This is a genomic window from Parabacteroides timonensis (assembly GCF_900128505.1).
GTDB classification, from domain to species: Bacteria; Bacteroidota; Bacteroidia; order Bacteroidales; family Tannerellaceae; genus Parabacteroides; species Parabacteroides timonensis.
In genome coordinates, this window is sequence record NZ_LT669941.1 from 2,150,995 (window position 1) to 2,175,932 (window position 24,938).

The following is a 24,938-nucleotide window of genomic DNA, read 5'->3' on the forward strand; positions in this document are numbered from 1 at the left end:
TTGACCGATAAGTGAGAAAAGTTTTGTACTTTTGCGCCGTATTATACAAAATAATAGCGTAATGAATCTATTAGAACTGAGTGAACAGGAAATCATAAGACGCAATAGCATGGAGCAATTGCGCCAAATGGGGATAGAACCTTATCCCGCTGCCGAGTATGTAACAAACGCATTTTCCAATGAAATAAAAGCATCCTTTAAAGACGATGCCGAACCTCGTCCTGTAAGTATTGCCGGACGCATCATGAGCCGCCGTATCATGGGTAAGGCTTCTTTCATGGAGCTGCAGGATTCTGAAGGCAGAATACAGGTGTATATCTCCCGTGATGATATTTGTCCGGATGAAAACAAAGATTTATATAACGTCGTTTTCAAAAAGTTGCTCGATATCGGAGACATCGTCGGAATCAAAGGTTTTGTATTCCGCACACAGATGGGTGAAATCTCTGTACATGCACAAGAGATAACGGTATTGTCCAAATCACTCAGACCGCTGCCGGTCGTTAAATACAAAGACGGTGTTGCCTATGACGGATTCAACGATCCCGAACTGCGCTATCGCCAGCGTTATGTCGACCTGATCGTAAACGATGGCGTAAAGGATATTTTCATGAAACGTGCAAAAGTGATCAAAACAATGCGCGCTGTGCTCGACGATGCCGGATATACGGAAGTAGAAACTCCGATCCTTCAGTCTATCGCCGGTGGTGCAAGTGCACGTCCGTTTATCACGCATCATAACTCATTAGATATCGACCTCTATCTGCGTATCGCAACCGAACTGTATCTGAAAAGACTGATCGTCGGCGGTTTCGAAGGGGTTTACGAAATCGGCAAAAACTTCCGTAACGAAGGTATGGACCGGACACACAACCCGGAATTTACCTGCGTGGAACTATATGTGCAGTATAAGGATTACAACTGGATGATGAGTTTCACGGAACAACTGCTGGAAAAGATCTGTATGGCTGTCAACGGCACATGCGAAACCGTAGTCGACGGTAAGACCATCAGCTTCAAGGCTCCTTTCCGTCGTCTGCCTATTCTGGAAGCCATCAAGGAAAAGACCGGTTACGACCTGGAAGGCAAGAGCGAAGATGAAATCCGTGCAATTTGTAAAGAATTGAAGATGGAGATCGACGATACAATGGGTAAAGGTAAACTGATCGATGAAATCTTCGGAGAATTCTGCGAAGGTACATTTATCCAGCCGACATTCATTATCGACTATCCGGTTGAAATGAGCCCATTGACCAAAATGCATCGCAGCAAACCGGGACTAACAGAACGTTTCGAATTGATGGTGAACGGTAAAGAGTTGGCAAACGCTTATAGCGAGCTGAACGACCCAATCGACCAGGAAGAACGTTTCAAAGATCAGTTGAAGTTGAGCGAAAAAGGAGACGACGAAGCGATGTTCATCGACCAAGACTTCTTACGCGCACTGCAATTCGGTATGCCTCCGACATCCGGTATCGGTATCGGTATCGACCGTTTGGTGATGTTGATGACAGGACAGACGACGATCCAGGAAGTTTTATTCTTCCCGCAGATGCGTCCGGAAAAAACAGTAAAGAAAGATACTGCTGATAAATATGTAGCATTAGGAATCGACGAAGCTTGGGTTCCTGCTTTACAAAAAGCCGGATATATAACCGTCGATACTCTGAAAGAGTTAAATCCTAACAAGTTACGTCAGGAGCTTTGCGAAATGAACAAGAAGTATAAGTTGGAACTGCAAAACCCTGCGGCCGAAGAGGTTGAAGCGTGGATTGCAAATGCGGCTAAATAATATATACCATGAATTTACCCGGAAAAATTGCAATAATGGGAGGCGGTAGCTGGGCTACTGCCTTAGCCAAGATTGTACTTTCTACACAGGATAGCATTAACTGGTACATGCGCCGTCAGGACCAGGTGGATGATTTTATAAAAACAGGGCATAACCCCAGTTATCTCTCTGCCGTCAAGTTCGATACGGATAAAATTAATTTTTATACAGACATCAACGCCGCAATCGAGGATTCCGATACCTTGATTTTCGCAACACCTTCTCCGTTCCTGAAACAGCATTTGATGAAGGTGACTACTCCTTTGACCGATAAGTTTATCATTTCGGCCATCAAAGGTATTGTTCCGGATGAAAACATGCTGATCGCAGATTACTTTACGGAATATTATAATGTTCCGCAAGAAAACATTGCAGTGATCGGTGGTCCATGCCATGCAGAAGAGATTGCTCTCGAACGCCTCTCCTATATCACCCTGGCTTGTTCCAAGATAGAAAATGCACGGGCGGTAGCTCCGGTGTTTCAGAATCCATATCTGAACAACTACTGCTGCAAAGATGTTAGAGGTATAGAATATGCATCCGTCCTCAAAAATGTATATGCTATCGTTGCCGGTATCTGTCACGGTATGAAATACGGGGATAACTTTTTGGCAGTCTTCATCTGTAACGCAATCGAAGAGATGCGGAATTTCCTGAATTCGGTACATAGCCTGGAGCGGGATGTTACCGACTCTGTTTATCTCGGAGACTTGCTGGTGACAGCTTATTCACGTTTCAGCCGTAACCGTACTTTCGGAACTATGATCGGGAAAGGATACTCTGTCAAGATAGCCCAACTTGAAATGGAAATGATAGCCGAAGGATACTACGGGACAAAATGTATTCATGAAATAAATGAGAAATATAAGGTAAACATGCCGATCCTGGATGCCTTATACGATATATTATATGAAAAGAAATCGCCGACTACCGTTATACGGCAGTTGACAGAAACATTTAAATAGGTATGAAAAACATCAGTCTTAACATCGACAAAGCACTGGGCGCTGTTACAAAGGAACAGGTGTACGCACAGGAAGCTAAGGCAAACGAATGTATTGCCACTTTACATAACGGAAACGGAGCAGGTAACGACTTTCTGGGTTGGCTCCATCTTCCCTCTTCTATCACAGACGCAGAGTTAACTGACATCGAAAATACAGCTAATGTGCTTCGTTCCAAATGCGAAGTTGTCGTAGCTATCGGTATCGGAGGAAGTTACTTGGGAACAAAGGCCGTTGTTGAAGCCCTGAACAACAGCTTCGACTGGTTACAGTCCGACCGTAAGAACCCGGTAGTTTTATATGCCGGACAAAATATCGGTGAAGACTATCTGTACGAACTGTGCGAAGTACTGAAAGATAAACAATTCGGTCTGATCAATATATCTAAATCAGGTACGACTACGGAACCTGCCCTTGCATTCCGTATGCTGAAAAAACAATTGGAAGATGCCGTAGGTAAAGAGGAAGCTAAACACCGTATCGTTGCCATCACCGATGCCAGGAGAGGTGCCCTTCGTACACTGGCTGACCAGGAAGGTTACAAGACATTTATCATCCCCGATAATGTAGGCGGACGTTTCTCCGTACTGACTCCGGTTGGTTTATTGCCTATCGCAGTAGCAGGTATCAGCATTCGCGATCTGGTTTCCGGTGCTGTTTCCCTGGAAAAAGCAACAGGTATCGAAGTTCCTTTCAAAGAAAACCTGTCAGCTATCTACGCTGCAACCCGCAACGAATTATATAAGAGCGGTAAGAAGATTGAAATCCTTGCCAACTTCCACCCGAAACTTCATTACATCGGCGAATGGTGGAAACAGTTATACGGTGAAAGTGAAGGCAAAGACGGAAAAGGTATTTTCCCGGCTTCTGTCGACCTGACAACTGATCTGCACTCTATGGGTCAATGGATACAGGAAGGTGAACGTATTATCTTCGAAACAGTAATATCTGTAGAAGAGCCAGAACACAAAGTGATCGTTCCGACCGACGAAGCAAACCTGGACGGATTGAATTTCCTTGCAGGCAAACGCGTGGACGAAGTAAATAAGATGGCAGAACTGGGTACTCAGCTGGCACACGTTGACGGTGGCGTTCCTAACATCAAGATCACGATGCCGGCAGTAAATGCTTATTACATCGGTCAGTTGTTCTACTTCTTTGAAAAAGCTTGTGGTATCAGCGGTTATATGCTGGGAGTTAATCCGTTCGACCAACCGGGTGTTGAAGCTTACAAGAAAAACATGTTCGCGCTTTTGAACAAGCCTGGATATGAAAAAGAAAGTGAAGCTATCCGTGCAAAATTATAAATCGGATATTCAACTATTATAAAAGAAAGCAGGTGAATCCGGTATTAACCAGGTTCACCTGCTTTTTTATTATTGATTAAAAGATATTTCCTTATTACATCCGATATCGTATACCAGCCATAGCCGTTCCCATATGGCCGAAACCGACCTCTACAAAACCTGCAATCTGCCTTCCTAACTCAAGCCCGATAGGTGATACCTGATACATAAAGAAGGCTTTTATACGGGTATCTTCATCCGGTTTATTCTCTTGATTGATAAAAGATGCTTTTGCCGTAGCAATAGCGACACCGGCATTCAACCGGGAGTATAACGTAACAAAGTTATAATTATACCAGTTGTATTTAAAAGAAGGACAAATCGAATGGTACGAGTTGATGAAATCGCCAATTATTTTGTCATTGGCAATAATACGCTTATCACTATTCGTATAAGAATAAACCAACCCGATACCCCAGTTTTCATCCGGATAAAAGAGATAACTGATATTCAATGCTCCGAACTTACCTTTATCATCATATAAATCGACCGACTCGGCAGATGGATCGAAGTAACGTTCATAATGGTGCAGTAAATCTGCTACCGGAAGACCACCATAACTCAAAGAAACCTCATGCTGCATATCAGTCCAATCCTGGGCCTTGCTTTGAAAGCTAAAAGCAAACAGCATCACTGCTAATACTAGTAAACTATTCTTCATACTCATCAGTTTTTAATCGTTATTACCATACCCGGCTTTACAGGTTGTTCACATCAAAGATAGGAAATAAGTATAAGAATTTTCGTAACTTTGCAAAGATTATTAAGAATATGAACATAATGATACAAGAAGCTATCAACCGTTATCTGCTAAAACATAAGCAGAATACTCTTTCCCCCAAAGCTGTACTTTTCGATATGGATGGTGTACTCTACGACTCAATGCGCTTCCACGCCCGAGCCTGGTACGAAACAGCAATGAACCATCAACTTCAGGCTGTAAAAGAAGATTTCTATATGTTTGAAGGCCGTACCGGAGAAAGTACCATCAACGAGTTATACCAGCGCACATTTCAGCGTGACGCAACAGATAAAGAGAAACAGGAGATATACGACGAAAAAGCAATGCTTTTCAACAAATACAACGACGGTAAAGCAATGACCGGTGCCGGAGAAGTACTAAAGCAGGCTAAAAGTCATGGATTACAGACACTGGTCGTCACCGGTTCCGGGCAACACAGCCTGATCAATAAGCTGGAACATACTTATCCTGGTTGTTTTACCCGCGAAAAAATGGTTACAGCTTTCGATGTAAAGTACGGTAAACCTCATCCCGAACCTTACCTGATGGGACTGGAAAAAGCCGGAGTAAAAGCAAATGAAGCATTCGTTGTAGAGAATGCTCCTATGGGTGTCGAAGCAGGAACTGCCGCCGGTATCTTCACTATTGCAGTCAACACCGGCCCCCTCCCCGACAAAGTGTTGTTGGATGCAGGCGCCGACTTATTATATCCGGATATGACGAGCCTGGCTAACGACTGGAATAATATTATTGCGTGTATAAAGGCTATCTGACCTTTTAATCAAAAGAAAAGACGATGCTTATCGGTTTACAATCCGACAAGCATCGCCTTTATAACGAATAACTATCTATTCAATACGTTTATTTCACATAATCCGCTTTGTTCAGGAAGTCGAAACTTTGCTGACAACTTTCAACCGGATCGTTGTTTGTGTATTCTTCCACTTCAACATACCAGTCTTTTACCCGGTTGGCATTCATCTGATCGAAGATCGGTTTGAAGTCGATCTTTCCGCTTGCTCCGATTTCCATGTCATCTTTAATATGGATAGTCTTGAACTGTCTCGGGCGTGCTTTCAGATAAGCCACAGGATCGGCACCACCTTCTTTCACCCAGTAAACGTCCATCTGGAAGAATACATGGTTGGGACTTACGTTATCCAACAGGAAATCGTAGATCAACTGATCTCCTATCTTACGGAATTCGAAAGCATGATTATGATAACCGAATGCGATACTGGCAGCAGCAGTCTTATAACCTACCGTATTGAAATAGTCGCAATACATCTTCAAGTCGTCAAGAGTCGTTTTATCGTTTACAGGCATCCAGGGTTGAACCATGTATTTAACACCCAACTCGTTGTGAGCGGCAATAGCCTGATCCCACCAACTCATTACCTCTGCTTCTTTCTCTTTGGTGAACTCTTGTCCCAGGTGGGCACTCGTACATTTCATACCGAGGTCATTACACCTTTTCTTGAATTCAGCAGGAGCCATACCGTAGATCTTACCATTGTCGTAACCCGCTGTTTCCAGATTTGTATATCCCATTTTAGAAGCTGCTTCCAATACTGCCTGAATTCCTTCATCTTTTACAAGGTCTCTCAAAGAATACAACTGTAAACCGATATGTTTGGACGATTCGGCTGCCGTCCTTTTTTCGGCACAAGAAGATAATAACTGAGGTGCAACTATACCCCCGGCAAGCATCATAGAGGCCCGCTTTAAAAAGTCACGTCTGTTTTGCATAGTACTAATTTAATTAAGTTTGATTGAGAATTTATACAAAAGTAAGACTATATTTGAAGGATTCTAACATTATTTCGTTAAAATCAGCAAAAAGAAAAGGGGTAGTCAGTAAACTACCCCTTCTGGTGCAACATCCGTTGCATCTTCATATATCGGTATTGTTTTATTATCAATTCACGGCTACGTATGATCTGGTATCTGTAAATCATACAAGCTGTTATGAAATAAATTCCAGCCTGCACCCAAAGAGTCCGGTATTCATGAGCAACTTCGCTCAACGTCGCTCCCGACGTATTGATCCGGATAAATCCTTGTATTCCCGGTGTGGATGGGAAAAGATAACCGACCGCTTTCCAGAATGGCGGAATTGCTTCCTTCGGCCAGGATACGCCGGAAATAAACAACAGGATTACCGAAGTAAAGACAAACACGAGCATAGGAGATTCGCGGCTCGTCATAAACCCGGACAAAGTCATCGACAGGAATATACAAGCGAACAGATAAGGTAATACAAACAACATCACTGTCCACGGTTCCCCGACCTGGGGTAGCGAAAACAACTTCGGCACTACTGCCAACGCCCATATACAAACGACAACGTACAGCAATATATAGGTAAACGACTTGCCCAATACGATACGCAATGTTCCGTTAAAATGACGACTGACCGGAACAAGACTATGGAAGCGGTTCTTCTCGCGGGCTGTCCCTCCCAACATACCGATACCCAGAATCAGTGTCTGCTGGATGACCAAAATCAGAATAGCCGGCACCAGAAAACTGGCAAAACCGTTCTGCGAGTTAAAGATGGCAACCGATTCGTAAGGAATTGGATTAACCGTTATTTTCTCCTGTTCTTCTGTCGAGGAAGGATGGTTTTGCGCACGTATCTCCTTTCCGATCTCAAGCGAAACTTCTGTCGTAGCCAACAGGAACGCCTTATAAAATAACAATGCGCTCATATCGCAATACAATGAAACAGTAGCCTGCTTTCCTCTATGGATGTCTTTACTGAACTCACTGGGGAAATACAGAATACCATAGGCTTTCTTTTCATCCATCATTCGTTTTGCCTCTTCCATATCCGTACAGACCGCAACCACCTTTACATCGGCAGTAGCATCGACCTTCCGGATATATTCACGGCTCAGATAGGTATCAGACTGGTCGACTACCACCATTTTGGCTTCGTGCACTACCTCGTTATTATATATGAAAGCATATAGAAGAGGATAGATAAACGGAACCAGGAAGAAGAAGATCATAACGCCCGAATCTTTGAATACATTCTTCAGTTCGTCTTTCCAGATAAAAAAGGTATCTTGTATTCCCTCCCTTATTATATATCGTAAACGATGTTCTCTTTTCATTACTTTCTGATTTACGGAATATACTTAAAATACAACAGAGCCTTCTTCAAATTCCTTCCGATCAGGAAAGGTAAGATCAGGAAACCTGCCAACCAGACATATTCAGTCCATGTATAGAATAAATCCCTTCCGTTCAACGCCTGATCGACATAAATCAGGAAATAGTGACGAAGCGGGAACAAGTTACTCAGCGCCTGCAAAGTCGGGTCCATCCCCAGGACAGGAAAAGAAAAACCGACAATAGAAAACGCAATCATACCGAATAAGCTGGCAAAACTCAACCCCAGACGCAAGGTAGGCAAAACTCCGATCATAAACACACCGACAGCCTGTGAAGCCAATACCAGCAGAATCATTGCCGATATCATAGGCATCCAACCGCTGTTTAGCGGGAAGGAGTTGAAACCATACAGAGCGGCACAACACATCATGGCCACCACGATAAATATCACCGTCTGCGGCAGCAACTTACCTAGCAAACTTACAGTCAATGAGTTTCCTCCGGTCTGCAACCATTGCCGTGAAGTTGAATACTTGATCTCCGTCCCAATACTGAAAACGGTAACCAGAAAGATCATCAGCTGCAATACACCGGGCAAAACCGTATTATTCAGATAAACCGAATAGTTCAGCCAGGGATTACCGATGACATGCGAGTCGATCACGATCGGCTGCAATTGTGCCATGATCTGGTCGGTGGTAAGCCCTTTAGCCAACCCGGTCTGTAATCCGACCGATGCACCGGCCAGTACGGACATCGTCTTCATATCCCTGAAAAGTAGTGATGCTGCAATCAGATAGGTTGCATTCGTATAGAATGAGAGCGTAGGCTGCTTACCCGTTGTTGCCTCAACAGAAAAGTCTTTGGGTATATAGAAAATCCCGTACACATTTCCTTTTTGCATTTCCCGGCGTGCCTCGTCAAAAGAAGCGGTCTTATAGACAACTTCCGTCTGTGCAAAAGCATCGAGCTGGCGGATCAGATTGCGGGAAGTGGCCGAGCCGTCCATATCGACCACTGCAATGGGCAGGTTGGTCGGCAGTCCGTCTTTCATCAACGACAGGAAGAAGATGACACAGAGAGCCGGAGCGATCAGCATGCAGAAGAAGTAGATCGGCTTCGATGTCAACCGCTGTACCTCCCGCTTCGCAACCTTCCAGATACTATGTAAACCCTGCTTCAATGTCATAATATTTCGTTCCCTTTTTTCTTCATTACAACGGACATTCCAGGACGCAGGTCGGCAATCTTTTCCTGCGGACGGGCACGTACTTCGAACGTTTTCGAATCAAACTGACCGGTCGTTTTAGTCGCTTTCCAGGCTGCATACGATCCCATATCCTTTAAATAATAGACTTTTAATTTAACCGGCTTATTGTCGAGTGCCGGAATAAAGGCATTCAATTCGGAACCGATCTTGATATCTTTCAGTAAATCTTCGCGAACACTGAAAGTAACCCACATATCATTCAAATCAGTGATATTCATAATCGGTGCTCCGGTCCCTACCAGCTCTCCTATCTGCGGAAAACGTTCGGAAACTTCTCCATCGATCGGTGAGATCAAAGCCGACTCTTTTAAATACGATTCCACTTCGGCAACTGCGCCACCCGCCTGTTGCACCAATGCTGCTGCAGCCGCTTTATCTTCCGAGCGGGCACCATCCATCGCCATATCGTATTGCGACTTCGCAGCTTTCTCGGTAGCGACCATCGCTTTATAATTAGCTTCCGCCTCATCTCTTTTCTGGGCTGACATTACCCCTTTCTCATATAAGTTCTGAACGCGGGTATACGACTTCTTTGCTATTTCAAGACCGGCCTGTGCCTTCTGCCACATTTCATAAGCTCCGGCTATTTCCTGTACACGAGCTCCTTTAATCGCCTTGGCACTTTGTGCTTCAGCAGCCTTCCGGGCACCTTCCGCCTGTTGCAACTTAGCTAAAACTTCCGGAGTATTCAGATAGACCAGTGTATCACCGGCTTTTACCCGATCTCCTTCATCGAAACGATAAGATTCTACACGTCCGGGTACTTTTCCTGAAATCCGAACCTGGTTTGCTTCGGCTTGCCCCATTATAATATCATCGGGAGGAGTCAGCAGAAAGAAACCGGTCAGTGCGACTAATCCGATCACGACTAATACCGTGATAAATGCCAACATCATGTTGCTGATCGAAAACTTTTTATTCTCGTTCATCTCTGTATATTTTTATTGTTATTACTTCTGTTCATTGACAGACAGTTTTCCCATCGCCTTGGTCAGGTAAACTTCCGTTAGTTTCATTTCTATCTGAGCATCTATCAGGCTGGAACGCGCGGATACCCAAGCGGTTTGTGCTTCCATCAGGTTCAATGCAGGAATTACGCCTTCTTCAAAGCCCAGGTTGGCATGACGAAGATTTTCTTCTGCATTTTCCATATTACGCGATGAAGCGATGTACTTCTTGTTCGCTTCATTCACCTTATACACAGACTGGTTCACTTGTAACTCTACTTTCTCACGTGCTTCCATCAACTGAAGTTTTTGGATACGTGTTTCCGCACGGGCGGCATTCCTCTTATGAGTACCTTCCCACCAGCCGGACAACGGGACTTTGACCATCACTCCTACATTGAACATTCCGGCAAACTCGTTTTTAAAACCATTGAATGCATTAGGATTAGTCACCAGGTAATTGGCAGACAGGGCTACATTAGGCAACATATCAGCCAACACGATGCGTTCTTTTTTCTGGTAGATTCTGGCAGCCAGTTCCAGGCTTCGCAATTCATCACGGTTAGCGAACGCTTCATTGACATTGGCTGAAATCTCATTTGATTTTACAGGAAAATCCTCAATATTCTCATCGGCCAAAGCCATCGGATCATCTAGGGGAAGTCCGCATATCTGGGCAAGAAGCATACGCGAAAGGGCCAACCCGTTATCGACTTTAGTCTGCGCCATTTCCGCTTCATTCAGTTTCACCTTAACCGACAGACCGTCGGCTTGTGTAGCTACACCTTCCGAAATCATGGCCGTCACATCACTATCCATTTTTCGTAATAGATTGACATAAGCGTCAGCCAGCTTTTTCTTGTTGACAAGCGAAATGACCTGCCAGTAAGTCTCGTCAGTCTTATAAATGACTTCCTGCAACTGCAGGTCATTCATAGACTCTGCCAGCTCACGGGCATATTTGGTAATTTGATTGTAAGAGACGATCTTTCCTCCCATAAAAACAGGCTGAACTAATGAAACACCGCCTACCCAGATGTTCTGAACATCCAAATGCTGCATCTCATCGACACCTCCCATTAATTGTCCAAACACAGGCAGTTGAGCGATCGGTCCCAAAGCCGAACCGAGCTTAGCACTCAAAGCATCCATATCCAACAAATTGATATCTTTCTGATTCCACATATATCCTCCCATAGCTGAAAGTTGTGGAAAGTATTTGGTAAAGGCAGCCTTCCGCTCTTCGTCGGCGGCTTTCACTTTTTGCCCGGAGATCTGTAACTCCTTATTATTCTGGATAGCCAGATTCCGGCATTCTTCCAATGTCAGTGTCTGTTGGGAACTTGCATAACCAGACCAGACCAATAACCCTACTAATACGATAATCCGTTTCATCTTTTTATTGTTTTTTCATCCGGAGATTTTATATTATAAAACAATTTATCACCCTTATTCCTAAATAAAAAACAACAGGTTATCACCGATTGTTTACACCTAAACAGATATACATTCATCGTTCTCAGACAAATGTACGATTTATCGATGCAAAAGTACTGGTTTGCTTTAAATATAAAATTGAATTAATTCAATTAAAGATGCGCTTTTTCAGCTTGCAATACCATGCATTGCTGATTCCCATATATTGAGCAATATATTTGTCGGGGACACGCTGCATGATCCACATGTAGTGATTATAAAGATATTTGATGAATTCCTCGGCGGTACACGACTGCCGGATAGCAAACATAGAATAAAGTTTCGATATGATAGTAAGCATCGCATTCTGATAATAGGACGCAAATAACGGATAACGTAAAGATAGTTCTTCTATATGTACACGTGAAAACCGGAGCAGTTCGCCCGATTCCAACGCTTTGATTTCAAATTCGGATGGTGCCTGCGTAAAATACCCGATGGCAGACAGAAAAGGATATAAATAATCAGAAGAGAAACCTGTTACATACTCATCCCCCTTTTCACTTACATATAAATTAATGAATAAGCCTTTATTGATAAAATAGGCATCCTGGCATAGTTCACCTGTACGGAGCAAATAATCCCCTTTGTCGACAGATACCACCTGTGAGATATTCTTCAATTCATTTACAAAAACTTCATCGCGTGCCAGGGATTCCGGGAGATCCGCTAAAAGTTTCGCAAAGTAGTTATCTGTCTCCATTATTAATCTTCCAGAACGAAGTTTCTCTTTCCGATCATATTTCCATCAATGAATATATCCACGCGATAAGATCCAGGAGAAAGGAATTCCTCGATATCCCAATACATCGTAACCGGATATTCTTCTCCATCGTACTCGATCAGTTTTTTCATCGAATAGTTAATATCTTTTCCTTCGAAGGGGAAAACATCTGCACGGCTCTTTACAAGCACATCGTCATCCGGTTTCAGAATTCGTACATATACGGTCTTTTCTCCGACAGGAGCAGTGATATTCTTTGCGATACGGAAGTCTACGACGAAACGTTCCATTTTTTTGATTTTCTTAGCCAACTTTCCACGGGAATTGACCGGAGTCACCGTTATACCTGTCGCATCCAAACGGCTGGCAAGCGTAACACGTTCCGATAATTTTTCCTTTTCTTTCTTTAATGTGGCAGCCTGGGAAGTTGCACGCTGGTATTTTTGAACGACTTCTTTCTTTTCAACTTTCAGCTGTTCATTTTCTCTATTCAATGAATCGATCTGAGCGACATAGTTACGCATGATCTTACGAAGCGTTTCGAGCTCTTTCTTCAAACGGGCGATTTCTTTGGTATTGGTAGCCTTTACGGTACGCAATTCTTCCATCAAACGTTGCACCTTAGCCTGCTCGGTAGACAAAAGGTTCATCAGCGAATCATTCCCTACCTTAAATTGATATCCCTCATATTGCATCGACAACTCATTAAACTCATCTTCAAGCGATTCCTTATCCAAATCATAAGCCTGGACCAGGTCAGTCATCTGCTGTTTCTGCTGATAAATATAATACCCGGCACCACCGATAATCAGTAATAACACGATGATCGCCATGATTAATAATGAGAGCTTATTTATTTCCTTTGTTTCTTTCTTTTCTGTATCCATACGGTTCCTGATAAAATGAACGTACAAAGGTAATGTTTAATCGGATGTATTAAAACACATCCGCCCTATTTATACACTTTTTAAGAAAGAGGGATATCATTCAACATTTGCATAGTCAGATATGGGAGATGCGTTACAATATTTTAGAAATAAAATTACTACCTTTGCCCCACTCAATTAAATAATAACACTGCATGCACGAGAAACTTATTATTCTTGATTTCGGCTCGCAAACAACTCAATTGATTGGCCGCAGGGTCAGAGAGTTGAACATGTATTGCGAGATTATCCCCTACAACAAATTTCCGCATGACGCAACCGACGTAAAAGGAGTGATCCTTTCCGGTAGCCCGTATTCTGTTTACGACGCCGATGCTTTCAAAGCTGATCTAAGCGAAATTCGCGGAAAATATCCGGTACTCGGCATTTGCTACGGGGCACAGTATCTGGCTTACACATCTGGTGGTAATGTCGAATCTGCAAACTCACGGGAATATGGACGTGCCAACCTGTCGTACGTTAACAACGAAGATCCACTATTGAAAGGGATCAACACAGGTTCTCAGATTTGGATGTCGCATGGCGATACAATAACCCTGCTTCCTGACAACTTTAAAGTAATCGCCAGCACAGATGATGTAAAGGCGGCTGCATATCATGTTGAAGGCGAGCAAACCTGGGGTGTACAGTTCCATCCGGAAGTATTCCACTCCACCGACGGAACAAAATTACTCGATAATTTCCTGAATATTTGCGGATGTGCCAAAGACTGGACTCCTGCTTCATTCATCGAATCGACTGTTGCCGAACTAAAAGAGCAACTGGGTGACGATAAAGTGATCCTGGCGTTATCGGGAGGTGTCGATTCTTCTGTTACAGCTGTTCTTCTGAACAAAGCTATCGGCAAAAATCTTACCTGTATCTTTGTAGACCACGGATTGCTTCGTAAGAATGAATTCGAAAACGTAATGAAAGATTACGAACATCTGGGGCTGAATGTGATCGGGGTAAATGCAAAAGATAAATTCTACAGTGAACTGGCCGGTGTTTCCGATCCGGAACAGAAACGTAAGATTATCGGTAAAGGCTTTATCGATGTATTCGACCAGGAAGCGCACAAACTGAAAGATATCAAATGGCTGGGACAAGGAACTATCTATCCGGATGTGATCGAGTCTCTGTCTATCACCGGTACAGTAATTAAAAGTCACCATAACGTAGGAGGTCTTCCCGATACCATGAAATTGAAGCTGGTTGAACCGCTTCGCCTTCTTTTCAAAGACGAGGTTCGCCGCGTCGGTATGGAAATGGGAATGCAGCCTCATCTGATCAAACGTCATCCGTTCCCGGGTCCGGGTCTGGGTATCCGCATCTTAGGCGATATTACACCGGAAAAAGTTCGTATCCTGCAGGATGCAGACGAGATCTATATGTCGCTAATGCGCGAATGGGGATTGTATGACAAAATCTGGCAAGCCGGGGTGATCCTGCTTCCGATCCAGTCTGTCGGTGTTATGGGTGATGAGCGTACCTACGAAAATACGGTCGCCTTACGTGCCGTAACTTCGACCGATGCAATGACTGCCGACTGGGCACAATTGCCTTACGAATTCCTGGCAAAAGTATCCAACGAGATCATCAATAAGGTAAAAGGGGTGAACCGCGTCGTGTACGATATCAGTTCCAAACCGCCTGCAACAATCGAGTGGGAATAAGAATACAAGAAGGATAATCTAATTAACTTAATAATTTTAGGAGGAATACGATGAAACAGGATATGATCGTTATTTTAGACTTGGGAAGTCATGAAAATACGGTATTGGCAAGAGCAATCCGTGCATTGGGTGTATACAGTGAAATTTATCCACACGATATTACCGTTGCGGAATTGAAAGCATTGCCAAATGTAAAAGGTATCATCATCAACGGTGGTCCTAACCATGTAATCGACGGTGTTGCCATCGATGTGGATCCGGCCATCTATACTGCAGGTTTCCCTGTTATGGCAGCCGGCCATGATAAGGCACAATGTGAAGTAAAACTCGCTGAATTCACCAATGACGTTGAAGCTATTAAAGAAGCTGTCAAATCATTCGTTTTCGATACCTGCAAAGCTGAAACAAACTGGAACATGACAAACTTCGTCAACGACCAGATCGAACTTATCAGACGTCAGGTTGGAAACAAGAAAGTCTTACTGGCTCTGTCGGGAGGTGTCGACAGTTCGGTTGTTGCTGCATTACTTTTGAAAGCGATTGGCGACAAATTGGTTTGCGTTCATGTAAACCATGGTTTGATGCGTAAAGGTGAGTCGGAAGATGTGGTCGAAGTATTCAAAAACCAGCTGAAAGCCAACCTGATCTATAAAGACGTAACCGATCGTTTCCTGGATAAATTGGCTGGTGTTGCTGATCCCGAAGAAAAACGTAAAATCATCGGTAGTGAATTCATTCGTGTATTCGAAGAAGAGGCCCGTAAACTGGACGGCATAGATTACCTGGCTCAAGGTACTATTTATCCGGATATCGTAGAAAGCGGAACAAAGACAGCCAAGATGGTAAAATCTCACCACAATGTAGGTGGTCTGCCTGAAGATTTACAATTCGAACTGGTAGAGCCTTTACGCCAATTATTCAAAGACGAAGTTCGTGCTTGTGGCTTGGAGCTCGGTTTACCTTATGAAATGGTTTTCCGCCAGCCGTTCCCTGGCCCCGGTTTGGGTGTACGTTGTCTGGGAGCTATCACCCGCGACAGACTGGAAGCTGTTCGTGAAGCCGATGCTATTCTGCGCGAAGAATTCCAGAAAGCCGGACTGGATAAGAAAGTATGGCAATATTTTACTGTCGTACCTGATTTCAAATCAGTCGGTGTAAGGGACAATGCCCGTTCTTTCGACTGGCCTGTTATCATCCGTGCCGTCAACACAGTTGATGCCATGACTGCCACCATCGAACCGGTAGACTGGCCTATCCTGATGAAGATTACAGATCGTATCCTGAAAGAAGTCAAAAACGTAAACCGCGTTTGCTACGATATGTCTCCGAAACCCAATGCAACTATTGAATGGGAATAACAGATATATCTGACTAAAAATATAAACCCCGGTATCAGGATAGCGTGATACCGGGGTTTTCTTTTTATTATTTTTTAATCTCATTTATCAAAAGCTGTTTCTGTCTGTTCTATTTCTTTTATTACCCGGCAAGGGTTACCAACTGCCAATACATTCGATGGTATATCTTTTGTGACTACACTGCTGGCACCGATCACTGTATTGTCGCCAATAGTTACACCCGGAAGAATACATACGCCTGCACCTATCCATACATTATTGCCGATAGTAACAGGGCGAGCATATTCCAACCCACGATTTCGCTGTTCGGCATCCAAAGGATGACCGGCTGTATAGATACCGACATTAGGCGCAATAAATGCATTTGCACCGATACAGACCTTGGCACCATCCAGTATTACCAGGTTTACATTGGCATAGAAGTTCTCTCCTACCTCTATATTATATCCATAATCGCAGGCAAAAGGAGGTTCGATAATCAGATTCTCGCCGGTCTTACCCAGAAAAGATTTCAACAACTGTGTTTTTTCTTCCTGTTGTGAAGGGCGCAAACGATTATAATCATAAAGTAATTCTTTTGCCTTCTCACGATCCAGTAGCAATTCTCTATCATAATTAGCATCATACAATAGCCCCAGATGGCATTTTTCTTTTTCGGTCATATTCGTTTTTATTAGTGGTTATCAACTTTGATAGAAATCTTTTAAAACTCACTGATTCAGTACATGTATCGTATGACAAGCGACCAATGCAGCCGTCTCCGTACGCAGTCGGCTCTCACCTAATGAGATAGGTTCAAATCCCTGTTGTAAGGCCAGTTCTATTTCTTCAGGACTGAAATCCCCTTCAGGACCAATAAGTACTAAAGCATTCTCACCCGGATGATACGTATGTTTCAGTAATGTTTTATCCCCATCCTCACAGTGGGCAATAAACTTACGGCCATCAAACGGCTGGCTTACAAATGCTTTGAAGTCTGTCATTCCAGCCAATTGAGGCAAGGTCGCTTTCTGCGATTGTTTCATAGCACTGACCAGTATCTTTTCCAGACGGGCCGGTTTTATTTCCCGGCGTTCCGAGAAACGACAGTTCAGACAAGTTATGAAATCAATACCTATTTCTGTTGCCTTTTCAGCAAACCACTCCATCCGGTCCATATTCTTTGTAGGAGCAACTGCTATATGAAGACGGAAATTCCACAAAGCCGGCTGTTTCCTGCTTTCCAGGATAGATACCTCACAATGTTTATGATGAGCACGGCTGATAGCCGCTTTATAAAAAGAGCCTTTACCATCAGTCAGTAAAATTTCATCGCCCTCAGTCAGGCGAAGTACACGGATGCAATGCCCTGCTTCCTCTTCCGGTAATTCCGGATTTACAGCTATATCCGGAGTATAAAATATCTGCATCTCAAATTATCAATTTTCAACTTTCAATTATCAATTACCCAAGTATCATACCAATGATGGTTGCCGATAGAACAGAAACTAAAGCTCCTGCTATCATGGCCGGAAAACCGAAACGGGTAATCATTTCTTTCTTCTCCGGAGCCAACACACCCATTCCGCCCAGTAAAATCCCGATGGAAGAGATATTGGCAAAACCACATAAAATATAAGTAGACATCAATATGGATTTCTGGTACATAAACATACCGGCATCTTTCCATTCCTGCAACTGAAAATAAGCGACAAACTCATTCAGTATCGTCTTTTGTCCCAATAACGACCCAACCAACATAATATCAGGAGAAGGAATCCCTATCAGCCACATGAACGGGGCAAGGATCACGCCTAGTATAAACTGGAATGTCAATCCATGTACTTTTCCGTCTGTTACCGAAACAATCCAGTCGTTCAAGCCGGTATATCGCCCGATCAATCCTTCCAACAAATAGTTTGCCAAAGCAACCAACGCAATAAATACCAACAACATAGCAGCAATATTTACCATCAAACGGATACCCGTCGAAGTCCCGGCCGCTAATGCATCCAAGGCCGTCGGATGAGCACTTTTCTTCTCCAGGCTGGCAGCATGATCGGCTGCAACTTCTGTTTGCGGACAGAGCATTTTAGCCAGGACGATCGACCCGGGAGCAGCCATTAAAGAAGCAGATATCAAATGCTTGGCGAACAGAACTCTCGCTACCGGATCACCACCGGAAAGCATACCTATATAAGTGGCCATTACTGTTCCGGCAATAGTACCCATTCCCGAAACCATTACCAGGAATATCTCAGAACGGTTCATAGCCGGCAGATAATTCTTAATCAATACCGGTGACTCGGTCATACCCATAAATATATTACCGGAAGTCACAAGACCTTCAGCTCCTGAAATATTCATAAACTTCCGCAGTAGCCAGGAAAAAGCTCCTACCACACGCTGGATAATCCCCCAATGATAAAACAAAGAGACTAAAGCCGAGAAGAAAATAACAACCGGCAAAGAGTGGATCAGGAATATAAAGCCATTACTTTTCGTAGCATACGGGCCAAGTAGGAAACCGACCCCAGCCTGAGTAAAATCCATCAGTTTAATGAATGCCTTCCCGACAAACTCAAGAGCTGTTCCTACAAAGGGTAAATTAAGAATAGCCAAAGCAAAAATTAACTGCATGAGAAGCCCACCGCCAATCAGTTTCCAGTCGATCCGTTTACGGTTATAACTCAGGGCGTATGCGACAGCCAGAACCGTTATAATACCCAATATTCCACGCAAAAGCGATTCAAGGCTAATCCCACTCTGTTGTTCTATCATTCTGTTTCGTCCTCCTCTTCACGCCGACGGATCTCGTCTTTATACATCTTCGCATATTCGTAATTCTCATCAGAGACAGCTTCGTCCAGCCGTTCGGTCAACTCTTCTTCATCCAGAAGAGAAAGCCATTTCTTCAACTCTTCCTCGTCTTCGATATCTTCCGGCTCCTTGTCTAATAAAGAATATTCATCATCATCTTTATCACTCATAGAAGATACTTCTTCCAATACGACACCGCATTCGGTAACGATCTGGTCGGTTGTATAAATATCGCATTTTACACGTAAAGCGATGGCTATCGCATCCGAAGTTCGCGAGTCAAGACGCACCTGGGTAATTCCGTCATCGAATAATAATTCGGAATAGAATACCCCGTCTTCAAACTTATAAATAAAAACTTCACGTAACTGAATGCCGAAAGCCTGCGCAAAAGTTACAAACAAGTCGTGAGTAAGAGGTCTGGGAGGCGTAATATGTTCCAATGCAATAGCAATAGATTGTGCCTCTGATGTTCCTACTATAATAGGTATACGACGAGCCCCGTCTTCCTCAGCCAGTATCAATGCATACGCACCCGACTGGATCTGACTATTGGTCAGCCCCTGAACCCGTAATTTTATTTTTGTATCCACACCATATAAATTTATAGTAACTATACAAAAGTAATATTATTTCGGAATTAAAAGTGGGAAAGGCTGAAAATGATTGAGTAAGGTATATAAAAAAAGAAAAGGTCATCCGTCACGGACAACCAATCTTCATTGCTAACCTTAAATCTAATACCATGAAAAACACAATGCAAATATAAGCACTTTATGTTATTCAGCATAGTTTTCCAGCACAAAAAGGTTCTTTTTTAGCAATATTTCAGTAAAATAACCCCTTGTTTAAAGGATACTAACATAATATAGATGTTATTTTGTATGATTATCTGCTTTTTCTTTCATTCGTTGAACTCGTTTCTCCGTTTCCGGATGGCTGGAAAAGAGCTGGCGAAACTTTGAAGACTTTGGAGCTTCTTCACTCAATTTCAACAGTTTAGCCAACGAGTCATGCATACTATACGGATCATATCCATTTGCCACACTGAACTCAAAGCCATAATCATCTGCTTCATTCTCCTGCTTTTGCGAATACTGGGCACCGGCCAAAGCGGTAGCCAGATCGCCTAGCTGAGAATCAGACAACTTAGCAACAACATCGCTGGTTGCCCCTGCCGCATTCTTGGCTGCCGAAGTCAAATAGGCATTCTTCATCGCATCTTTCGAATCGGAGTGAAGTACATGACCGATTTCATGGCCAATAACAGCCATCACTTCATTGTCGTCCATAATCTCCATCAAACCACCACAAACACGTACACTTCCGTCGCCACAAGCAAATGCATTTACGTCAATTACATTATATACTTTAAAGTTCAAGTTCAGTCCATCCACCTTTATATCTTTTGTCAGTCTTTCCAGACGCTGTCCCATTTCGGTATCAGGACCTGCCACTTCATTGTGGGTATCCATCCACTCGATATACTCGCGACTCATAGTTGCAATATCCGCATCACTCAAAGTAACCGCCTTAGCGACATCGGTTGCTGCACTTACAACTTTCTTGGTGTTAATGGTTTTCCCTCCGATTTTTAACTGTGCGGATGCTGTTAAGCTGACACCCGCCAGAAAAGCTAAAGATAATAACGTTGTTCTCATACTCAATTTGTTAATGTACATACTTAGTTCGTTTGTATTTGTAAAAATTCTTCCAGCTGGTTAAATGTGACATCTTTCAAAATGACCTTCTTTTCCTTATCCAATAAATAAAGTGTGGGTATGGCTTTCAGATCATATATTTCATCGTTCTTTAAAGAGACAGATTCGTCATAGGAGTTTATCCAGCTTGCCGGCACATCCGGTATATGCTTTTTCCAGGCTTCCAGGTCTTCGTCGGGATAAACTGCCAGTATCTTCAAGGTCTTATCCTTTTGCAACTTCTCTATCAACGGAGAGTTCTGTATCTGTCCGGTTATTTCTTTGCAGGCATGACAATCCGGATTATAGAAGAACAATAAAAGATAAGGGGCTTTTACATTATATAATGTACCTGTTTTACCATCGGCAAGTGTATAAGTGAAATCCGTTGCCGCTTCTCCTACCCTGTTCTTCAAGGCCAGGTCCAGTAAATGGGCCGGACGGATCTTATTCGCGTCATCAAAAACAGAGGCTGACAGGATCGATTCCAATACATTAATATATAAAGATTCATCACGCATCGGGGAATTAGGATCGTACAGATATTTTTCATACAGGTCGGCCATATAAGCAAAGACGGTACTATCAGTTTCCGCTTTATGCATCATACTTTTAATAGAAGATGAAGCAACCTCCGGAGTTACATATTTCATCAGGTCGATATAATTGGAAACAGCCTGCTCCGTTATCTCCGGCAGGTGCACATAAGCTGTATCCGTAAAATCAAACTTATCCCAATAATGTTCGACTAAATACTTAGCACGTTCTCCCGGATCTGTTATCATACTGGGGACAGATACCATTTCAAACGTTCGCGGTGTTGTATCCGTATTTTCTGTTTTTGTTGTTTGCTGACCGTGACATGAGTTTAAAATCAACGAGAATGCCAGCAAACAAAGCACTCTGACTATCATAGTATTACGTTTTTATGGCACAAAGATATAATATTATCGAAGATAAGAGAGAAATATCACATCCATTTCTTAAAAAACATACGAACAAAGCAACAAACGCTCCCGACAAACCTGGCTGCCGATAATCATAAACAAGCCTGTCGACAATTGTCGGCAAGCTTGTTCATAATTATCAACAGGCTTGCTCACAATTGTCGACAGGCAAATAATAAATAACCGAAGAATGAAATCGTAAGCCAGAAATTAAAATCTGACAGATAAATTACGGGAAAACTACTTGATACGTCCTGTGCCATCCAGGAAGTTAAGGTAAGCCTTCTGGCCGGCAGAGACGTTGACAGCTTCCTGATCTCCTCCGTTTTTCCGATATTCAATCTTATTGTTCAGAATGGTAAACTCGGAGCGCCACCAATCGGTCGACGTCAACTTGATACACATACGCAAGGCACCGGAAGCCACAAATGCCGGTGAAACAAACTCACCTTCTCCGTTCGGAACGGTAAACTTACGTGCCTCATCAAATGTATCCCAGCCGCCAGAAGGATCGCCGGTCAGATAGATATCGGGAGAAAGGAATTCGAGGGTATAACTCAAAGCTTTTCCATCCAGAGCAGAAGTAACAACCATGATATACCAGCCGGCATTCTTCACACCGATATTCTGTCCGCCACTGCCATCATCCACACCGGATACACCAGCATAGGAGGCTGATGCGTCAGGAACAAGACCTTCCGCATAAGCGACCTGGTTACCGTCCCAAGTGGGTTGGGCATTGAACTTCATCACATTATTTCCTCCGAAATACTGTACGGACCAGAATTTCCCCGGAGTATCCGTTACCGGAATCATTTCTACCCATTTACCCCAGCTACTTCCGGACGCAAAATCACCTACCAGAAACATCTGAGCGGGTAAAGATACGGGAGGCTCTACGTTATACCCCAAGACCTTCGGCAGTTCGATTACGTTGGAAACAATCTGTCCCATTCCATTGTTCGACAAAGCAGCGTTCAAACGAATATAGACCGGCATCGGTGTTTCCGGCAATTCGGTACTCCCGTTCGATACTTTCCACAAGTCCAATAAAGCCATAGCAAACTCCATTGCATCCACTTTCAGGTCCGGTAGGATGTAAGTGGTGGACAGAGTGACGTAATTGGCTTTTGTTCCCGCTGTTTCGTCGGCATCCTTGAAGGCGTTTTCCAAAGAAAGTTGTACCTTATAGGCTGTGGAGGCCACATAGCCGTAGTTGGGTTGCGAACAAGTCAGTTCGATAGTTGAAAGATTCTTCAGGTCATACACATCGGAAGCCTGGGCCGGAGTGTTCAGGTTGAACTCTGTCGGTTCCTGAAATACCGGATTATCGTCTCTGTCGTCTCCGCAACCGGCCCATAATAATGAACCGGAGAGGAGAAGAATAAATATATTAAGTTTCTTCATTTGTTTACAGATTTAGATGTTTTTACTTCAATGATTCATAACCAGGGTTCTGAACCAGATTCGGATTGGCTGTCAGGTCGCGGTCGCTGATCGGATAGATATTGAAACGACTGTCGATATTGGCCACACCTTCCAGTGTACCCCCTTTATAAGCCCAGGCATAATCTTTCGTGAACTTACCAAAACGAACCAGGTCTGAACGGCGTTGGCCTTCCCAGTATAATTCGCGGGCACGTTCGTCGAGGATAAAGTCGAGCGTGAGATCGGATGCTGTGATATTGGCACTCTTATCTCCATTAGCCCGTTCGCGAAGCAAGTTTACGTATTCAACAGCTTGTGCCTTATTGGTGCCGGCGGCATTGCGGGCTGCACATTCTGCATAAATCAGATAGATATCTGCTAAACGGAACAATGGGAAATCGGTGTTCGGATCGGGAGTCGGCGTTACCGGTGCACCGTCCCAGCCCAGGTTGGTGAATTTATAACATAGATAGCCTGAGTTCCAGTCCTGCATTTTCGATTCAGGCGTGCGTGTTCCAGCACCGTCATAAAAAGCATACCGTTTATCTTTCTTTACCAAACTACCATGGCTATCCGTACCGGCCTCCGGGCTTCCACTGAAGAATTCGATCATCTGCTGTGTCGGCTTCAGGCAAGTCCAGGAAGAAGACATACCAAACCACGTTTGATCCATATCGCCTCCATAAGCAGCAGCAGTCAACATAATTGTACTACCGAAGCTTTTTGCATTGACGTTGTCAAAGGGAATGGCGTAAATGATTTCGTTCTTATGCGTACCGGTCAGATGGTTTTCGCCACAGAACAGGTTAGCATAATTATCTTCCAGACCGAAGCCGGCATCGATCACTTTTTTGGCATAGACAGCTGCTTTATCATACATCGGTGTGCCGACGTAGACTTCCGCATTCAGATACATCTTGGCCAGAAGCGTGTTAATGACAGGTTTGGTTACACGCCCGTAAGTTACCATAGAAGGTGTTTCGTCCAGGTTTCCGTTCTCAGAAAGATCGACCAGTTCGGCAACGATCTTATCAAAAAGGGCCTGTGCTCCTATTTGTGACGGCTTCCAAGATTTATCGTCCGTTGGACTATCGTCCCATACAAGACCCGGATTACGGTAAAGGTCTATCAGGTAATAATAGTTCATGGCACGCAGACCGCGTACCTGGTCACGATATTTCTGAACATCAGGGATATTACTTTCATCAGAGTAAACATCCAGGAATTCCTTACAATAACGGACATTCAACATAGCACGCTGATAGAAAGAATAGGCGTACGGCAAAGTATAATCCCAGTTGAGCTGGCATAATTCAACGATACCTTCATCCGCCCAGTTCCAGATCGCCTCATCGGAAGGGAACAACTGCAAAGAAAGCAATCCGCGGAGAAATACCAGCGAACCCTGATCGCCTCCTTGTAAATCGGGTTCAACATTCGGATCGGACGAGTTACCCGACAGGCCGAAGCCGGAATAGATTTTTGCCAGAAACGCCTGACAATCGGCTGCGTTGTGGATAGACTGGCTGGATTTATCCAGTATAGGTTCCTGGTCCAGATCCCCCAGACAGGATGTAGCCCAGACGCAACATAAAGAAGCAATGCCTAACGATATATATTTTTTCAGTTTCATGATCGATACGT

General features: G+C 43.6%; 22 protein-coding genes. 6 read left to right on the plus strand and 16 right to left on the minus strand.

Annotated features, from left to right (window positions below; all coding sequences use genetic code 11):
• Positions 1-61: 61 nt before the first annotated feature.
• From lysS to BQ7394_RS16255, 3 genes are read left to right on the plus strand one after another with little or no spacing between them, the layout of a single operon-like run.
• Positions 62-1,792, plus strand: a complete 1,731-nt coding sequence (lysS, locus tag BQ7394_RS16245) for a lysine--tRNA ligase (protein ID WP_075558382.1) — start codon at positions 62-64, stop codon at positions 1,790-1,792.
• An 8-nt stretch (positions 1,793-1,800) separates the two neighbouring features.
• Positions 1,801-2,796: an NAD(P)H-dependent glycerol-3-phosphate dehydrogenase gene (locus BQ7394_RS16250; RefSeq protein WP_075558383.1), complete on the plus strand. Its 996-nt coding sequence runs from the start codon at positions 1,801-1,803 to the stop codon at positions 2,794-2,796.
• 2 nt (positions 2,797-2,798) lie between these two features.
• On the plus strand, positions 2,799-4,142 hold the full coding sequence (locus tag BQ7394_RS16255; RefSeq protein ID WP_075558384.1) for a glucose-6-phosphate isomerase: 1,344 nt from the start codon (positions 2,799-2,801) through the stop codon (positions 4,140-4,142).
• Positions 4,143-4,236: 94 nt separating this feature from the next.
• Here BQ7394_RS16255 and BQ7394_RS16260 read toward each other — a convergent pair whose 3' ends face one another.
• The gene (locus BQ7394_RS16260) at positions 4,237-4,842 is read right to left on the minus strand and encodes a hypothetical protein (protein WP_139317723.1); all 606 of its coding nucleotides are present in this window, start codon (positions 4,840-4,842) and stop codon (positions 4,237-4,239) included.
• A gap of 119 nt (positions 4,843-4,961) precedes the next feature.
• Between BQ7394_RS16260 and BQ7394_RS16265 the strand changes: the two genes are divergently transcribed.
• The gene (locus tag BQ7394_RS16265; RefSeq protein WP_075558386.1) at positions 4,962-5,696 is read left to right on the plus strand and encodes an inorganic diphosphatase; all 735 of its coding nucleotides are present in this window, start codon (positions 4,962-4,964) and stop codon (positions 5,694-5,696) included.
• Positions 5,697-5,784: 88 nt separating this feature from the next.
• Here BQ7394_RS16265 and BQ7394_RS16270 read toward each other — a convergent pair whose 3' ends face one another.
• From BQ7394_RS16270 to BQ7394_RS16300, 7 genes are all read right to left on the minus strand, one after another.
• Positions 5,785-6,672, minus strand: a complete 888-nt coding sequence (locus BQ7394_RS16270; RefSeq protein ID WP_075558387.1) for a sugar phosphate isomerase/epimerase family protein — start codon at positions 6,670-6,672, stop codon at positions 5,785-5,787.
• 113 nt (positions 6,673-6,785) lie between these two features.
• The gene (locus BQ7394_RS16275) at positions 6,786-8,042 is read right to left on the minus strand and encodes an ABC transporter permease (RefSeq protein WP_075558388.1); all 1,257 of its coding nucleotides are present in this window, start codon (positions 8,040-8,042) and stop codon (positions 6,786-6,788) included.
• 11 nt (positions 8,043-8,053) lie between these two features.
• On the minus strand, positions 8,054-9,232 hold the full coding sequence (locus BQ7394_RS16280; protein ID WP_075558389.1) for an ABC transporter permease: 1,179 nt from the start codon (positions 9,230-9,232) through the stop codon (positions 8,054-8,056).
• Entirely contained in the window at positions 9,229-10,242 is a 1,014-nt protein-coding gene (locus BQ7394_RS16285; protein ID WP_075558390.1) for an HlyD family secretion protein, read from the minus strand. Before BQ7394_RS16285 ends, BQ7394_RS16280 begins: the two co-directional genes overlap by 4 nt.
• 21 nt (positions 10,243-10,263) lie before the next feature.
• On the minus strand, positions 10,264-11,655 hold the full coding sequence (locus tag BQ7394_RS16290; protein WP_075558391.1) for a TolC family protein: 1,392 nt from the start codon (positions 11,653-11,655) through the stop codon (positions 10,264-10,266).
• 190 nt (positions 11,656-11,845) lie between these two features.
• The gene (locus BQ7394_RS16295) at positions 11,846-12,439 is read right to left on the minus strand and encodes a Crp/Fnr family transcriptional regulator (protein WP_075558392.1); all 594 of its coding nucleotides are present in this window, start codon (positions 12,437-12,439) and stop codon (positions 11,846-11,848) included.
• Between the two features lie 2 nt (positions 12,440-12,441).
• Positions 12,442-13,347, minus strand: coding sequence for a hypothetical protein (locus BQ7394_RS16300; RefSeq protein WP_075558393.1), 906 nt, complete (start codon positions 13,345-13,347; stop codon positions 12,442-12,444).
• A gap of 194 nt (positions 13,348-13,541) precedes the next feature.
• On the opposite strand from BQ7394_RS16300, the gene guaA (BQ7394_RS16305) reads away from it, so the two are divergent.
• Entirely contained in the window at positions 13,542-15,062 is a 1,521-nt protein-coding gene (gene guaA / locus BQ7394_RS16305; RefSeq protein ID WP_075558394.1) for a glutamine-hydrolyzing GMP synthase, read from the plus strand.
• Positions 15,063-15,112: 50 nt separating this feature from the next.
• Positions 15,113-16,420 carry a glutamine-hydrolyzing GMP synthase gene (gene guaA / locus BQ7394_RS16310; protein WP_075558395.1) on the plus strand — a complete coding sequence of 436 codons (1,308 nt, stop codon included), beginning with the start codon at positions 15,113-15,115 and terminating at the stop codon, positions 16,418-16,420.
• An 80-nt stretch (positions 16,421-16,500) separates the two neighbouring features.
• Here the strand turns inward: guaA (BQ7394_RS16310) and BQ7394_RS16315 are convergent, their stop codons facing one another.
• From BQ7394_RS16315 to BQ7394_RS16350, 8 genes are all read right to left on the minus strand, one after another.
• Positions 16,501-17,082: a sugar O-acetyltransferase gene (locus BQ7394_RS16315; protein ID WP_075558396.1), complete on the minus strand. Its 582-nt coding sequence runs from the start codon at positions 17,080-17,082 to the stop codon at positions 16,501-16,503.
• Between the two features lie 48 nt (positions 17,083-17,130).
• Positions 17,131-17,829: a 16S rRNA (uracil(1498)-N(3))-methyltransferase gene (locus tag BQ7394_RS16320; protein ID WP_075558397.1), complete on the minus strand. Its 699-nt coding sequence runs from the start codon at positions 17,827-17,829 to the stop codon at positions 17,131-17,133.
• A gap of 34 nt (positions 17,830-17,863) precedes the next feature.
• On the minus strand, positions 17,864-19,180 hold the full coding sequence (locus BQ7394_RS16325; RefSeq protein ID WP_075558398.1) for a NupC/NupG family nucleoside CNT transporter: 1,317 nt from the start codon (positions 19,178-19,180) through the stop codon (positions 17,864-17,866).
• Positions 19,177-19,812, minus strand: a complete 636-nt coding sequence (locus BQ7394_RS16330; RefSeq protein WP_075558399.1) for a bifunctional nuclease family protein — start codon at positions 19,810-19,812, stop codon at positions 19,177-19,179. The genes BQ7394_RS16325 and BQ7394_RS16330 overlap by 4 nt, the downstream gene beginning before the upstream one ends.
• 282 nt (positions 19,813-20,094) lie before the next feature.
• Positions 20,095-20,880 carry a M48 family metallopeptidase gene (locus BQ7394_RS16335; protein WP_075560078.1) on the minus strand — a complete coding sequence of 262 codons (786 nt, stop codon included), beginning with the start codon at positions 20,878-20,880 and terminating at the stop codon, positions 20,095-20,097.
• 23 nt (positions 20,881-20,903) lie between these two features.
• A complete protein-coding gene (locus BQ7394_RS16340) occupies positions 20,904-21,833 on the minus strand; it encodes a DUF5106 domain-containing protein (protein WP_075558400.1) in 930 nt (309 codons plus the stop codon).
• A gap of 273 nt (positions 21,834-22,106) precedes the next feature.
• Positions 22,107-23,273 (minus strand): SusF/SusE family carbohydrate-binding protein, encoded by a 1,167-nt coding sequence (locus tag BQ7394_RS16345; protein WP_075558401.1) that lies wholly within the window; start codon positions 23,271-23,273, stop codon positions 22,107-22,109.
• A gap of 22 nt (positions 23,274-23,295) precedes the next feature.
• Positions 23,296-24,927: a RagB/SusD family nutrient uptake outer membrane protein gene (locus BQ7394_RS16350; RefSeq protein WP_075558402.1), complete on the minus strand. Its 1,632-nt coding sequence runs from the start codon at positions 24,925-24,927 to the stop codon at positions 23,296-23,298.
• Between the last annotated feature and the right edge of the window lie 11 nt (positions 24,928-24,938).

Bases quoted from the DNA above. Each gene is read 5' to 3' on its own strand.
- BQ7394_RS16345 (WP_075558401.1), bottom strand. From the start codon at position 23,273: ATGAAGAAACTTAATATATTTATTCTTCTCCTCTCCGGTTCATTATTA.
- BQ7394_RS16315 (WP_075558396.1), bottom strand. From the start codon at position 17,082: ATGACCGAAAAAGAAAAATGCCATCTGGGGCTATTGTATGATGCTAAT.
- BQ7394_RS16300 (WP_075558393.1), bottom strand. From the start codon at position 13,347: ATGGATACAGAAAAGAAAGAAACAAAGGAAATAAATAAGCTCTCATTA.
- BQ7394_RS16350 (WP_075558402.1), bottom strand. From the start codon at position 24,927: ATGAAACTGAAAAAATATATATCGTTAGGCATTGCTTCTTTATGTTGC.
- BQ7394_RS16260 (WP_139317723.1), bottom strand. From the start codon at position 4,842: ATGAAGAATAGTTTACTAGTATTAGCAGTGATGCTGTTTGCTTTTAGC.
- BQ7394_RS16270 (WP_075558387.1), bottom strand. From the start codon at position 6,672: ATGCAAAACAGACGTGACTTTTTAAAGCGGGCCTCTATGATGCTTGCC.
- BQ7394_RS16320 (WP_075558397.1), bottom strand. From the start codon at position 17,829: ATGCAGATATTTTATACTCCGGATATAGCTGTAAATCCGGAATTACCG.
- BQ7394_RS16290 (WP_075558391.1), bottom strand. From the start codon at position 11,655: ATGAAACGGATTATCGTATTAGTAGGGTTATTGGTCTGGTCTGGTTAT.
- BQ7394_RS16255 (WP_075558384.1), top strand. From the start codon at position 2,799: ATGAAAAACATCAGTCTTAACATCGACAAAGCACTGGGCGCTGTTACA.
- guaA (WP_075558394.1), top strand. From the start codon at position 13,542: ATGCACGAGAAACTTATTATTCTTGATTTCGGCTCGCAAACAACTCAA.
- lysS (WP_075558382.1), top strand. From the start codon at position 62: ATGAATCTATTAGAACTGAGTGAACAGGAAATCATAAGACGCAATAGC.
- BQ7394_RS16325 (WP_075558398.1), bottom strand. From the start codon at position 19,180: ATGATAGAACAACAGAGTGGGATTAGCCTTGAATCGCTTTTGCGTGGA.
- BQ7394_RS16265 (WP_075558386.1), top strand. From the start codon at position 4,962: ATGATACAAGAAGCTATCAACCGTTATCTGCTAAAACATAAGCAGAAT.
- BQ7394_RS16250 (WP_075558383.1), top strand. From the start codon at position 1,801: ATGAATTTACCCGGAAAAATTGCAATAATGGGAGGCGGTAGCTGGGCT.
- BQ7394_RS16280 (WP_075558389.1), bottom strand. From the start codon at position 9,232: ATGACATTGAAGCAGGGTTTACATAGTATCTGGAAGGTTGCGAAGCGG.
- BQ7394_RS16335 (WP_075560078.1), bottom strand. From the start codon at position 20,880: ATGAGAACAACGTTATTATCTTTAGCTTTTCTGGCGGGTGTCAGCTTA.
- BQ7394_RS16285 (WP_075558390.1), bottom strand. From the start codon at position 10,242: ATGAACGAGAATAAAAAGTTTTCGATCAGCAACATGATGTTGGCATTT.
- BQ7394_RS16295 (WP_075558392.1), bottom strand. From the start codon at position 12,439: ATGGAGACAGATAACTACTTTGCGAAACTTTTAGCGGATCTCCCGGAA.
- BQ7394_RS16275 (WP_075558388.1), bottom strand. From the start codon at position 8,042: ATGAAAAGAGAACATCGTTTACGATATATAATAAGGGAGGGAATACAA.
- BQ7394_RS16340 (WP_075558400.1), bottom strand. From the start codon at position 21,833: ATGATAGTCAGAGTGCTTTGTTTGCTGGCATTCTCGTTGATTTTAAAC.
- guaA (WP_075558395.1), top strand. From the start codon at position 15,113: ATGAAACAGGATATGATCGTTATTTTAGACTTGGGAAGTCATGAAAAT.